The organism is Bacillus sp. GC_Bacil_1, assembly GCF_026540675.1.
Classification (GTDB): Bacteria; Bacillota; Bacilli; order Bacillales; family Bacillaceae_G; genus Bacillus_A; species Bacillus_A cereus.
Window position 1 is genome coordinate 278,949 of sequence record NZ_JALNUG010000005.1, and the last position, 12,952, is coordinate 291,900.

Consider the following 12,952-nt stretch of genomic DNA (forward strand, 5'->3'; position numbering starts at 1 on the left):
AAAGGAAGCCTCCCCTGGCTTCCTTTTAAATAAAAATAGACGAGGTGCGAATATGAACGGATATGTATATTTAGTTGGTGCAGGACCAGGTGATGAAGGGCTTATTACAAAAAAAGCGATAGAGTGCTTAAATCGTGCAGATATCGTCTTATATGACCGCTTATTAAACCCTTCCTTTCTTAATTATACAAAAGAAACATGTGAACTTATTTATTGCGGAAAAATGCCAAAGAATCATACTATGCGTCAAGAAATGATTAACTCACACCTCCTTCAATTTGCGAAAGAAGGAAAAATCGTAGTCCGCTTAAAAGGCGGAGATCCATCTATTTTTGGCCGTGTTGGTGAAGAAGCAGAAACTTTAGCATCAGCAAATATTCCATATGAAATTGTACCAGGTATTACATCTAGCATCGCCGCTAGTATCTATGCAGGTATTCCCCTCACCCACCGTGACTACAGTAATAGTGTCACTTTATTAACCGGACATGCAAAAGGTCCTTTAAGCGATCATGGAAAATATAATTCATCTTACAATAGCGACACGATTGCCTACTACATGGGTATAAAAAACTTACCTACAATTTGTGAAAACTTACTACAAGCAGGAAAAAAAGAAGATACGCCAGTAGCAGTCATTGAATGGGGTACAACTGGTAAACAGCGCGTTGTCACAGGGACACTGTCTACCATTGTTTCTATTGTCAAAAACGAAAATATTTCTAATCCTTCTATGACAATTGTTGGTGATGTCGTTTCCTTACGTAATCAAATCTCTTGGAAAGAACGCAAGCCATTGCACAGCAAGAAAGTTTTATTTGCATCTGCAACAAATAAAAAAAGCGCAATAAAGCAAATGTTACAAGAGTCCGGTGCAGAAATATATCAAATTCCAACTTTCAAAAAGAAAGAATACACATTAACCTCTGAACAAATCAATAAGATTTTCAGCGTTGATCGTCTTGTATTTTGTTCCGCTGACAGTGTAGACATCTTAATGCACTCATGCAGTAAATATCATAAAGATATTCGTTCCTTACAGGCAGAACTTCAGTATATGAACCTTTCTATTCAAGAAAAGCTCATGCAATATGGATTGTTAAGTAAACCTGCGCAATTTTCTTCGAATTCAACGATTTATTTAGGACGAAACATTAACCGAATTGCTGTTATTCAAGAAAAAATTGGTGCTGGTTCCTATATGATGACTCATGAGTACACAATTGATCATCGCTTCGATGAAATTCATTCACGTATGCTTTCTGAATTCTCATGGGATAGCATTGTATTTGAAGGTCGTGCTTCTATTGATACGTTTCTAGCAGAAATAAAACGCCTTGGCTTTATCAATATTCTTACTCTCCCATTCTCGTATACCGACGTTCCAACTTTATACTATGCAAATAAAGTTGGGTTTCATAACGTAGATCATCAATTACAAGAAACTCTTATGAGGAAAGACATGGTGAGACAATGAAAGGAATTGTATATGTTGGACATGGGAGCCGGCTACAAGAAGGTAATGAACAATTCATTCAATTTATTCAATCTGTTATGAAAGAGCGAAACGAAAGAATTCAAAAAATAGCTTTTCTAGAACTAACGACACCTACTATTTCGGATGCAGTTACAGAAACGATAATAGAGGGAGTAACTGAAATAATGATTGTACCTGTTTTATTATTTGCAGCAGTTCACTATAAACGTGATATTCCTTTTGAAATAGAGCAACTACAAAAGAAATATCCACAAATAACATTTTCAGTTGTACCTCCTTTTAGTACACATCCACATATGGTGGAACTTGTAGTGAAAAGAATACGTGAAGCTATGCCAATGCAAAATAGTAGTATTTTACTCGTAGGACGAGGCAGCAGTGATCCACAACCGATACATGAATTACAACAAATCGGAGCAGCTGTCGAACGCAAACTCGGTATGCCAGTATCCTGTTCCTTTTTAACGAAAGGAACTCCCTCTTTTACTGCCGAGCTCAAGGCTATAACATCGACTGCGTCCCACGTATATGTCATGCCGTACCTTCTCTTTACCGGATTATTACTTCAAAAAATTAAATTGCATACAAAAAAATATAATCACGTTACGACTTGTAACTGTCTTCAGTTTGATACATACATGAAGTTAACATTATTAGAACGAATGGAGGAATGCATATATGTATAACATGTACCCTCTTATGTTTAATCTACAAAATAAAGTGGTCGTTATCATTGGTGGAGGTAAAATTGCATATCGAAAAGCGTCTGGATTAAAAGATACAGGTGCTTTCGTCACTGTTGTCAGCCCAGAAATTTGCGAGGAAATGAAGGAACTTTCTTATATTACTTGGAAGCAAAAAACTTTTAGTAATGATGATATTAAAGATGCTCATCTTATTTATGCAGCTACAAATCAACATGCTGTAAATATGATGGTCAAACAGGCCGCTCATGATTTCCAGTGGGTTAACGTTGTAAGTGGTAGTACAGCATCATCTTTTCACACACCTGGTGTCATTCGAAATGATGAATATGTTGTCACTATTTCAACTTCCGGTAAGGACCCATCGTTTACGAAGCGCATGAAGCAAGAATTAACATCTATACTTCCTAAACTTATAAAAAAACTTTCTCATACTCGCAAATTGTAATCTATCACTCAGCTAAAATAGTAATTAACTTTGAACAAACGTTTTTAGAGGCGTTTGTTCTTTTTGCTTTAGTTTCGTTTTTTAGGCTCAGACAAGCAATTGGACAAGAATCTGTGAAGAAAAATAACGACAACAATTACGGACATAAAAAACAGTTGCTTGAGAGCAACTGCTTCAATACAGGTTTTATATTGGATATTCATTCAACCAAATTAGCGCTTGTTCATAATCATCAAAAAATCTCACAGATTCTTTCGTATTAGATTGTTGTAAATAATCCATTATCTCCCCCTCTTCAAGGAGAAATGCAATTGCCTTACTGTGATTCAAAATGGTTTCATTGAAAAACTTCTCTTTCCATACTTTTTGAACAGAAAAATGATTTGGCGTGTATCCTTTTCTATCCACCAACAATTTGTATTTCCGCCCTTCGGAAATGAATTGCTGACAAACCTGCTCGAAACCATTAAACCATTCATACACATCATCTGTTTTTATATTACCAACTAGATGGGTAACAATTATATCTCCTGAAACTGTTGTGCTGATATTCTGTTTACTCAACTTGGAATCATCCCCCTTATTTACAATAATACGGAAAAACTACATGGAATCAATAAAGATAAAATTCTTACTTGACGCTCCCCCATCACTATCAACCTAAGCTCATGTAACGTCAATTATAAGCGAGATTATGTCTTTTTTCGCAAATCTATATGTAGATGCTTTAAAGATTTACATACGAAATAACCCCTAATGAGTTTCCTTTTTTTGAATTAAGCCACTTGATTATCAGACATAGTACAATTGTAAACGACACTCAATATATTTAAGACTGTTTTCTTCTCATATCGATGGGATTTCCGTCCATCATTTACCACCTCAAATCTATTCGTTTTTTGCACGTACATTCAAAACAAAATATATGACAAATAAATAACGACAGTTACTGTAATAATGCTGAAAAGTGTTGAAAATAAAACGATTTGTGCATGTAATTCAGGTTCTATTTGATACTCCATAGCAATGGTTGATGTATTTCTTGACGTAGGAAAAGAACTTGCAATAAATAATGATTGTGCAACAATACCATCCATGTTTAGTAGATATATCATAGCAAGTGCTAATAATGGTCCCATCAGTAACCTTCCAATTAAAGCCCATGTTATGACTCGATGGAAAAAATTAAGCTTAATGTTGGATAATTGTGCCCCTAGCAATATGAGTGCTATTGCAACAAAACCATTCGCAAGCTGATTAAGAGGAATAAAGATAGAATTAGGTATTTGAATTGTAAAAGATTGAAAGAAAACCCCTAATACGAGTGCATGAAATACAGGCAGTCTTAGAAATGATTGAATAATACCTCCGATTGTTTTTGTTGCTGATAGTAAGTTATATATCCCATATGAATAAGTTAAAAGATTCTGGAAAATAACAATAAAAATTTGAATGGAAACCCCCACTGGATTGTGACTGAAAATCAATTGACTTACTGGTAACCCATAATTACCGGAATTCATTAACGAAATGCTATTTTTTAGAGCTGCACTTTCTCCTTTTTCTAACTTTAATATTTTTGAAATGAAATGACTTACTATGATCAGACTCAGACTATAAAGCATTAAATAGTATATTATCTGGAGCAACAAACCTGTTTCTATACGAATATCATATATATTCACAAATACAGCCGCTGGCATCAAGCAATAAGTAATAAGTGTAGATAGCTGCTTTAAGTTAAATTGAAACTTTCTTTGTAAGATTGCACCAATTAGCATCAATATTAATATTGGTAATATCACGTCTAATATAATAAAAACAAACATGTAAAACCTCATTCCAAATATATTATAGTTGGATTAAACTCTTTACTAAATATGGACCACATTTAATTAGTCTGAAAACACCCTCAGTTCTTAATAACCAGAAAACTTAAATCAATAATATGAAAATGCTCATCAAAAATTCTTATTTCATTTCCCTCCCCTCTCTTTTCTTTAACATATCAAATATAACTCATAAAGAAAATTATGGATTGTTTATACAAATTCATAATTTTATCTTATCAACCTAAACGGTATTTTTTATTTTAAGTATTCTTTTTCACAATATCCATTAGCCTTACCAAAAAATCTGGCCCTAGAAAAATCTGATACTGCAGTTACTATGCGAAGAATACTTACATCAATTCCATACTTGTCGCTTAAAACACCTAACATACCTGATACTTGTTTATCTTGAGTGGACTTATATTTTTTTCATCTAAACATCCCGATTCAATTAAATATTTGCATTCTAAAAATGAGTTCGATCTTTAGAATAGATTTAAGATTTCCTTCACTAATCTACCCTTTAATTGAATAACTTTTGACTTCTATATTTTAAAATAAAATTCCATAAACCTTCTGTTTTTCATTTTAAAAACACATTCTTTTAGAAAACGAGCGTTTGTTGAGATAGCAATAAAAACATGTTGAAGCCTATTACAAAAAGAACCATCCCAAAATACTTTGGGACAGTTCTTTTTCCTTATTAATGATTCTTTAACATCACTAACAATTTCTCTTGGCTATACATCCATACTGTAATGATTAAACAAGCAAGTGCGACTTCTGATAACGCCATAAATCCAATTGCATAATGACCTGTTAATTGGAATAGTAACGTTAAAATTAGCGGTGGGAAGAATCCTCCTAGTCCACCTAAAGCTGATACGAGACCATTTACAATACCAGCTTGTTCTGAGAAATACATTGGAACGAGTTTAAAGATTGTACCATTACCTATACCTGCACAAAATGCGACTAGTAGGCAACCAAATGTATACACGTTCATGCTAGGCATAAATGATAAAATAATACCTGAAAGTGTTAAACCGATAAATACAAAGATTAATATTTTAAATGGATTAAACTTATCACCGAGCCAACCACCAATTGGGCGCATAATTGTTGCGAGTACGATGAATCCAGCTGTCCGCATACCTGCATCTACTTTCTCTAATCCGAAGTGAGATACTAAAAAGTTTGGTAAGTATACGGTAAATGCGACAAATGATCCGAATGTTAAAAAGTAAAAGATACATAAAAACCAAAGTTTTTCATTTTTATATACACCTTTTATTTGTTCCATTAATGGTGTATTCACCTTTTTCTCTTTACAATCGCCTAATAAAAAATTCATAAGTGCAAATGCTGCAAGTAAAACCAAATAACATTGTACTGTCGCTCTCCAGCCAACTGAAGTTGCGATAACAGGCGCTAAAAATGAAGTAATTGCTGTTCCGGCATTACCTACACCGTAAATACCATTTACAAAACCGTGACTCTCTTTCGGAAAGTATTTTGGTAAAGAAGTTACCCCTACAGAGAATACAGCACCACCGATTCCGACAAATAATCCACCAATAATTAAATCCATCATAGAATTGGCAACACTAATATAAAAGACAGGAAATAATAATAAAATAAAACTAATAAAGAATAATTTTCTTGCTCCGAAACGATTTGTCCAATAACCAATTGGAATGCGAAGAACAGAACCTAAAATAACCGGTACTGCTGTTACCATAGAAATTTGTCCCGCAGTTAATGGAATATCCGCTTTAATATAAGGCATTAATGATGATAAAATGACCCATACCATAAAACCGATAACTAGATTAGAAGTTTGTAAAATTAATTGAAAATTAGGACTTTTCATCTTGTTCCCTCCTATGTATGCATAGTTATATTTATTCTCTCCAGCCTAATCACGTCCTAACATGATTAGGCTGAGAAGAATCAACCACCACTTACTGGCGGAATCATTGCTACGACATCGCCAACTTGAATGATGTCATCCTCATTTGCATACTCTTCATTTATCGCGACCATAATCTCGTTTGAAATTGCTACATTATATTCCTTAATCAGAACTTCCTTCAGCTTCGCAACTGTAATATTTTCACAATCTATGTGTAATGCTGGCTTACTTACTTCTTCTTGTAAATGTGCAAATAATAGTACTTCAATCATATACTCCTCTCCTTTCCAGGCTCACCATTTGCATATGTTACCTTCTCTAACTGATCACCTATCCATGACTCACCATCTTCCCAAAACTCTTTCTTCCAAATTGGAACAATTTGTTTAATACGCTCCATAATATATTCGTTCGCCTCATATGCAGCTTTCCGGTGTGGTGTAGAAACAGCGACAACAACAGCAAGATCAGAAATTTGTAATGTACCAATACGATGTGTAATAGCGACATATGTCCCCGGCCACTTCTCTCCTACTTCAGTGCCAATTCTCTCAAGTTGTTTCTCCGCCATTGTCTTATAAGCTACATACTCTAAACAAAGTGTACGTCGACCTTTCGTAAATTCTCTAACAGTACCAATAAAAGTAGTAACCGCACCACACTCACGACGAATTACTTTGTTTGTAACTTCTTCAATTGAAATAGGTGTATCAATTACTTCATAATACGTATGTGTCATCTTGCACCTCTGATCCTTATATAAGTTAGCAATCTCTTTTTCTATTACTTGTATGATCGAAGCGGCTCTTCCCACGGCCACTCACTTCCGACGTTCGATTCTAATAACAGTACCGAAACGGTTATTCCTGTTTCAAATCCTCTTGTTCCTCCCGGCAGAACGATAAATGCATTCGCTTCTGCAATTGAAGAAATTGCGCTAGATTTATCTAAACCGACTGGTGTAACTTGCAATTGCCCATCTACAATTTCTACTCTCCCTCTTACAAAACGAGTAAACGGATTTGCTTTCGAAATGTCTTTCTGTAAAATTGCCTCTGCACGATATATGTGCGGATCTTTCCTATGCAAGTATGTTCCAATGACAGGTCGAACATACAATTCACATCCGACATAACAAGCAGAAGGATTACCAGATAGACCAAATAATAGTTTTCCCTCTAACTCAGCTACAGTTGTCACACTTCCTGGTCGCATCGCTATTTTGTTAAAAAGTACATTAGCTTGTAATCTCTCATAAATAGCCGGTAAATAATCATAGTCTCCTACTGAAACGCCACCGGTTGTAATTAATATATCAACTTCTTTTATCGCTTTTTTTACAGTGTTATAACACGTCTCAAAATTGTCAGCGAATTGCCCATAATACTGTACAATTCCACCTGCTCGTTCAATTTGAGCAGCTACCATATAAGAGTTACTATTTCGAATCTTCCCTGGCTTTAATTGTTCATGTACTTCGAGCAGTTCACTTCCTGTCGTTACAATTCCAATGACTGGCTGTTTTACAACATATACCGTACTATAACCAAACGTAGCAAGAAGTGCTGCAACTCCAGGATTAATAACAGTCCCTTTTTTCACCAGAATGCTATTTTGTTTTACATCTTCTCCTTTAAAAGAAATGTTATCCCCAGCAACAAAGGAGCGTTTCAATTTCATATAAGTCTTTTCGTTTTCTTCAAATCCTTCCGTTAGCTCTAACATAACTACTGCATTACACCCCGCAGGAATTGCCGCACCTGTCATAATACGGACAGCTTGAAATGCTTTCACATCTTCTGTAAAAACAAAACCTGCTCCAATTTCACCAATCACTTCAAACAGAATGGGATTACTGCTACTTGCTTCTTTTGTGTCTTCCGCTCGAATCGCAAACCCGTCGTACGGAGAGCGATCAAAATGCGGGACATCATGATCTGCAATAACATCTTTTCCAAGCGTTCTACCGTAGCTTTCTATAAGAGAAACCTCTTCTATTTCACCCTGATAAGCATATTCCATTACTCGTGCAACTGCTTCTGCCACTGGAATTGGATTACGTTTTAATAACATTCTTTTTCACCTCGTTTTTGGAAAGTGAAACTCACTTTCTATTCAGCCTATATATTTTGCGTATAATCGTTTTGCTATTTTCACATCATTTGTTCCATGAATAAATGCCCTACCGTCTGTAAATAAAACGAAACGATATTCATCAATTAGAAATGATAGTAAGTAAGGCGTTTTTTGGACAAGTACACTTTTTTGTAATCGTTTTTGAACTTCCTCTAAATGAAGAACACGTTTTACCCCTGAACGGATTTGAACCGTATTCCGTCCGCATAGCACTTCCATTTTCATCTGTGCTTCAAATGTTAAACTTGGGTACGTGCGTGTATTTCCACAAGATGGACATGTATTTTTCTTCTGTCTATTTACTTTTAATGAGAGATATTGATTGTTCCAAATATCAAATGATAACATTGTTCCTCTTAGCGCCTCGAAATCATCCACCAATATTTTCATCGCCTCTGTTACTTGATGAGTAACGACCATTTGTACAGCTGGTTGAATGATTCCTGCTGTATCGCATGTTGCACTGCCCATAGGATGATCCATTAAGCAGCGAAAACATGGTGTTTTCCCTGGAAGAATTGTATACGTTACACCGTAACTTCCAATACATCCACCGTATATCCAAGGTATATTTTCTTTTTGTGAAATGTCATTTATAAGTAGGCGCGTATCAAAATTGTCAGTCGCATCTAATATGAGATCCACTTCTTTTGTTAACTCTTTTATTTCTTGCAGTGTGACATCCGATACTACTGGTACAATTTCCACTTCAGAATTAATCTTTCTTAAATGCTCTGCCGCTGCAATTGCTTTCGGTTTGCACTGCTGTGCATCTTCTTCTGTATATAACTGTTGCCGTTGTAAATTACTCCATTCGACGTAGTCACGGTCAGCAATTGTCAATTTCCCAATTCCCATTCTAACAAGAGCTTCTGCATTTGCAGCTCCTAGTGCACCCGCACCGATTAGGAGCACATGCTTTTCTCTTATTTTTCTTTGTCCCATTTCACCAATTCTAGAAAACAATACTTGTCTTGCATAACGCTCTTGCATAAGAACTCCGCCTTTCACTATCCACCAATGTAAGACATTTCAACTTTTGGACGTTTACTTGTACTTTCAACTGTTCTTTCATCTGAATATCGATCTGTTCTATATCGCCATGTATGTTGTAAAATTTTTAATAATGAAGCGTCAGAAATATTTTCTCGAAGAAGCGTTCGCAAATCCGTTCCTTTTGTTCCAAATAAACATGTAAAAAACTTACCGTCTGCCGAAATACGGGCTCTCGTACAAGAAGAACAAAATGACTCAGAAACAGAAGTAATAAATCCAACTTCTGCATCGCTCCCTACATATCGATACATTTTCGCAACCTCTCCAAAGTAACGAGGTTTAACAGGCTCAATCGGATATACACGATTAATCTTCTCTATTAATTGTTCCTTCGTAATAACTTGTTCAAAGTTCCAGCCGTTTGTACTGCCCACATCCATAAACTCTATAAAACGGAGCTGAATTTCTTTTTCTTTAAAGTAACGAGCCATATGAAGAATTTGACTATCATTCATTCCTTTTTTTACGACCATATTTACCTTTACTTCTAACCCTGCGTTCTTCGCTTCTTCAATTCCTTTTAATACAGGTTTTGTGCTTACATTTCGTCCATTAATTTTTTTGAAGACATAATCCTCTATCGCATCTAAACTAATATTTACACGTTTTAATCCCGCTTCTTTTAACGCCTTTGCTTGTTTTGCTAAATGAATACCGTTTGTTGTGAGTCCAATATCTTTTAAGCCTTCTAGCTTTGCAAGTCTTGCAATTAACGTCGGTAAGTCTTTACGCAATAAAGGTTCACCGCCAGTAAGCCTAATTTTATTGACTCCCATACTTATAAATAATCTCGCTAATCTTTCTATTTCATCGAACGTTAATAAAAGCTCTTCCTTTAAAAAAGCGTAATCAGGTCCGAACACTTCAGCAGGCATACAGTATGTACACCTAAAATTACAACGATCAATAACTGAAATACGTAAATCTTGAAGTGGCCGTTCTAAAGAATCTTTCATGTTCTCATGCATCTATATCCCTTCTTTTCTGCTGCAATCCTTAGTAAGCTTTCAATTTTTTTATTTGCCTTCATTATAAAAAAGAAGCTACATATTCAATGTGACTTTTCTCACATTACTTTCCCCATTCAAAAATTCTTCACAAATCCGTTCGAATTTTGTTCACATCTTTAATCTCATCCACTTTGTCTATTGAATTTTTCAAACTAAAAACTGAAGATTTCTTCCCCTTACGGTCATTGAAATTTCAATTTATTTTTAAAATAGCTCTTGCATTTTCATCATACTTACACTCAAAATAGGAAATGTATTGCTTATAAGAAGAAAGGTGATCACTGTGGCAAACAGTATGACATTATCTCAAGATTTAAAAGAATTACTTGCATCTGTTGAATATAAAATGCAAATTAAAAAAGGTAGTTTTATTTTTCAAGAAGGTATGGAGGCAACAGAGCTCTATATCATCCACTCAGGAAAAGTACAAATTAGTAAATTAAGTGCTGACGGACAAGAATTGACACTTCGAATTTGTTCGGAATATGACATTATTGGAGAACTAACATTATTCACGGACAATGCGAAATACTTATTAAATTCAAAATGCCTTGAAGATGTTGAAGTAGGAGTTATAAAGCGTGAAGCGTTAGAAAAAGCATTACTCCAAAAACCAGCACTTGTATTTGAATTTATGAAATGGATTAGTGAACATTTAAGAAGAATGCAAACGAAGTTCCGAGATTTAGTATTACACGGCAAAAAAGGTGCCCTGTACTCTACTCTTATACGAATGACAAATAGTTACGGTGTATTAAAAGAAAATGGGATTCTCATCGATTTACCATTAACAAATCAAGAACTTGCTAATTTCTGTGCAACTTCACGTGAAAGTGTAAATCGAATGTTAAATGAATTAAAAAAGCAAGGTACAATTTCGATTCATAAAGGAAAGATTACAATCCACGATTTACAATTTTTAAAATGTGAAATTGCTTGTGAAGATTGCTCTGCTTCTGTTTGTAGCATTGATTAGCATCTTATTTAGATGCTAATCTTTTTTCAATTTAAACTACTTATTAACGGCTATTCCCTATATAAACAAAAACGAGGCCTTCCATATTAGACCTCGTTTCGTTTTAGCTGCTAACTCCTATCTGTTTACAGCAGTATTATTTTTTCAACTCATTAGGAATACGTCTTCTGTAAATTACATAACTACGGCTTACATATTTAATTGGGGCACTAAATACATGTACTAGTCTTGTAAATGGCCACACTGCGAATAAACCCATCCCTGCAAGAATGTGAATTTTAAACCATACTGGTACTTCCGTCATATATTCAACTTTCGGTTGGAAAATAAAGAGACTTCGGAACCAAGGGCCAATTGTTGTACGATAATCAAATCCTTTTGAATCGATATTTAAAAATGTTGAAGAAAGTCCTGCTAACATTACGATAAGTAATAAAATAAGCGCAATATAATCTCCCTTTGTGCTCGTTGCAATGATACGTTTTACAGTTACGCGGCGGTACGTTAATATAATTAAACCGATGATAGAAGCAACACCTGCCGGAAGCCCGAAACTAATTGCCATTATGTGATACGTATGCTCAGAAATACCTATCGAACGGTATACAGCTTCTGGAATTAATATCCCCATAACATGACCGGCAATTACGAACATAATCCCAAAGTGGAATAATAGACTTCCGATTCGGAGCATTTTCTTTTCTAATAGTTCACTAGATTTTGATGTCCATCCAAATTGATCATAGTTGTATCTAAAAATATGTCCACCGATAAAGATTGCAAAAATGATATAGGGAAACAATACCCATAGAAATTGATTCATCATTTTAACAACTCTCCTTTCTAATTTGTCTGTACATCCCATGCTTCGATAGCGAGTAGAACAGCCGCAAGAATTGGTTCATACATACTACCTGCTTCTTTTAACTGAACGTGTAATGCTTGTATATTCTCCTTGTATTTATTCATAATTGGTTCACTGTCTTGCTCATTTGCATTTGCAAAAAACTCAAGAAAAAGTGGTAAATAATCAGGTAGTTCTTTATCCGTTACTTCAAAACCAGATTTTTTATAATGCTGCTTTAACTCTAATAATTCAATACCTCTTTCTCTTTGTTCACCAGTGTTCATATAAGTAAGATACATATTTGTTTTCTTACCAAAATCGAATGTATATACGTAACTATCAATGAGTTGATCATTCGTTTTATGTAGCGCTTGCTTTATAAAGGCTGTAAGTGATGCTTTAACTTCTTCCTTTTCTATCGTTTCAATCTCTTCTTGCAATTCAGTTACAGCTTCTCTCCACCCTAGTTCAGGATAGGAGAGAAGAAAAGAAGAACAAGAAAAAGCAGTTTGTAAACTTTGTTTCATCAT

14 protein-coding genes are annotated in these 12,952 nt (G+C 34.9%); 4 read left to right on the top strand and 10 right to left on the bottom strand.

Annotated elements, in window-relative coordinates; translation table 11 throughout:
- The first annotated feature begins 52 nt into the window (after positions 1-52).
- From OXT04_RS10565 to OXT04_RS10575, 3 genes are read left to right on the top strand one after another with little or no spacing between them, the layout of a single operon-like run.
- Positions 53-1,477: a uroporphyrin-III C-methyltransferase gene (locus tag OXT04_RS10565; protein WP_267414345.1), complete on the top strand. Its 1,425-nt coding sequence runs from the start codon at positions 53-55 to the stop codon at positions 1,475-1,477.
- Positions 1,474-2,184, top strand: a complete 711-nt coding sequence (locus OXT04_RS10570) for a sirohydrochlorin chelatase (RefSeq protein WP_061661181.1) — start codon at positions 1,474-1,476, stop codon at positions 2,182-2,184. The genes OXT04_RS10565 and OXT04_RS10570 overlap by 4 nt, the downstream gene beginning before the upstream one ends.
- A complete protein-coding gene (locus OXT04_RS10575; RefSeq protein WP_061661182.1) occupies positions 2,177-2,650 on the top strand; it encodes a precorrin-2 dehydrogenase in 474 nt (157 codons plus the stop codon). The genes OXT04_RS10570 and OXT04_RS10575 overlap by 8 nt, the downstream gene beginning before the upstream one ends.
- A 186-nt stretch (positions 2,651-2,836) precedes the next feature.
- Here OXT04_RS10575 and OXT04_RS10580 read toward each other — a convergent pair whose 3' ends face one another.
- From OXT04_RS10580 to moaA, 8 genes are all read right to left on the bottom strand, one after another.
- Positions 2,837-3,244 (bottom strand): STAS/SEC14 domain-containing protein, encoded by a 408-nt coding sequence (locus OXT04_RS10580; RefSeq protein ID WP_232292659.1) that lies wholly within the window; start codon positions 3,242-3,244, stop codon positions 2,837-2,839.
- 317 nt (positions 3,245-3,561) lie between these two features.
- On the bottom strand, positions 3,562-4,479 hold the full coding sequence (locus tag OXT04_RS10585; protein WP_000497496.1) for an AEC family transporter: 918 nt from the start codon (positions 4,477-4,479) through the stop codon (positions 3,562-3,564).
- 706 nt (positions 4,480-5,185) lie between these two features.
- Positions 5,186-6,355: a nitrate transporter NarK gene (narK, locus tag OXT04_RS10595; RefSeq protein WP_258131633.1), complete on the bottom strand. Its 1,170-nt coding sequence runs from the start codon at positions 6,353-6,355 to the stop codon at positions 5,186-5,188.
- 80 nt (positions 6,356-6,435) lie between these two features.
- A complete protein-coding gene (moaD, locus tag OXT04_RS10600) occupies positions 6,436-6,669 on the bottom strand; it encodes a molybdopterin converting factor subunit 1 (RefSeq protein ID WP_000573676.1) in 234 nt (77 codons plus the stop codon).
- Positions 6,666-7,136: a molybdopterin synthase catalytic subunit MoaE gene (moaE, locus tag OXT04_RS10605; protein WP_016512948.1), complete on the bottom strand. Its 471-nt coding sequence runs from the start codon at positions 7,134-7,136 to the stop codon at positions 6,666-6,668. Before moaE ends, moaD begins: the two co-directional genes overlap by 4 nt.
- A 44-nt stretch (positions 7,137-7,180) precedes the next feature.
- Positions 7,181-8,470 (bottom strand): molybdopterin molybdotransferase MoeA, encoded by a 1,290-nt coding sequence (locus OXT04_RS10610; protein WP_098851256.1) that lies wholly within the window; start codon positions 8,468-8,470, stop codon positions 7,181-7,183.
- Positions 8,471-8,512: 42 nt separating this feature from the next.
- The gene (locus tag OXT04_RS10615) at positions 8,513-9,526 is read right to left on the bottom strand and encodes a molybdopterin-synthase adenylyltransferase MoeB (protein WP_258131636.1); all 1,014 of its coding nucleotides are present in this window, start codon (positions 9,524-9,526) and stop codon (positions 8,513-8,515) included.
- A gap of 17 nt (positions 9,527-9,543) precedes the next feature.
- Positions 9,544-10,557, bottom strand: a complete 1,014-nt coding sequence (gene moaA, locus OXT04_RS10620) for a GTP 3',8-cyclase MoaA (protein ID WP_000545008.1) — start codon at positions 10,555-10,557, stop codon at positions 9,544-9,546.
- 325 nt (positions 10,558-10,882) lie between these two features.
- On the opposite strand from moaA, the gene OXT04_RS10625 reads away from it, so the two are divergent.
- On the top strand, positions 10,883-11,575 hold the full coding sequence (locus tag OXT04_RS10625) for a Crp/Fnr family transcriptional regulator (RefSeq protein ID WP_000013866.1): 693 nt from the start codon (positions 10,883-10,885) through the stop codon (positions 11,573-11,575).
- 136 nt (positions 11,576-11,711) lie between these two features.
- On the opposite strand, the gene narI is transcribed toward OXT04_RS10625, so the two are convergent.
- Both narI and narJ read right to left on the bottom strand, forming a co-directional pair.
- On the bottom strand, positions 11,712-12,401 hold the full coding sequence (narI, locus tag OXT04_RS10630; protein ID WP_098235608.1) for a respiratory nitrate reductase subunit gamma: 690 nt from the start codon (positions 12,399-12,401) through the stop codon (positions 11,712-11,714).
- Between the two features lie 17 nt (positions 12,402-12,418).
- On the bottom strand, positions 12,419-12,949 hold the full coding sequence (gene narJ, locus OXT04_RS10635) for a nitrate reductase molybdenum cofactor assembly chaperone (RefSeq protein WP_063220184.1): 531 nt from the start codon (positions 12,947-12,949) through the stop codon (positions 12,419-12,421).
- Between the last annotated feature and the right edge of the window lie 3 nt (positions 12,950-12,952).

Coding starts and splice junctions, on each gene's coding strand:
- OXT04_RS10610 (WP_098851256.1), bottom strand. CDS start 8,470: ATGTTATTAAAACGTAATCCAATTCCAGTGGCAGAAGCAGTTGCACGA.
- moaA (WP_000545008.1), bottom strand. CDS start 10,557: ATGCATGAGAACATGAAAGATTCTTTAGAACGGCCACTTCAAGATTTA.
- OXT04_RS10615 (WP_258131636.1), bottom strand. CDS start 9,526: ATGCAAGAGCGTTATGCAAGACAAGTATTGTTTTCTAGAATTGGTGAA.
- narK (WP_258131633.1), bottom strand. CDS start 6,355: ATGAAAAGTCCTAATTTTCAATTAATTTTACAAACTTCTAATCTAGTT.
- moaD (WP_000573676.1), bottom strand. CDS start 6,669: ATGATTGAAGTACTATTATTTGCACATTTACAAGAAGAAGTAAGTAAG.
- OXT04_RS10585 (WP_000497496.1), bottom strand. CDS start 4,479: ATGTTTGTTTTTATTATATTAGACGTGATATTACCAATATTAATATTG.
- OXT04_RS10570 (WP_061661181.1), top strand. CDS start 1,474: ATGAAAGGAATTGTATATGTTGGACATGGGAGCCGGCTACAAGAAGGT.
- OXT04_RS10575 (WP_061661182.1), top strand. CDS start 2,177: ATGTATAACATGTACCCTCTTATGTTTAATCTACAAAATAAAGTGGTC.
- OXT04_RS10565 (WP_267414345.1), top strand. CDS start 53: ATGAACGGATATGTATATTTAGTTGGTGCAGGACCAGGTGATGAAGGG.
- narI (WP_098235608.1), bottom strand. CDS start 12,401: ATGATGAATCAATTTCTATGGGTATTGTTTCCCTATATCATTTTTGCA.
- narJ (WP_063220184.1), bottom strand. CDS start 12,949: ATGAAACAAAGTTTACAAACTGCTTTTTCTTGTTCTTCTTTTCTTCTC.
- moaE (WP_016512948.1), bottom strand. CDS start 7,136: ATGACACATACGTATTATGAAGTAATTGATACACCTATTTCAATTGAA.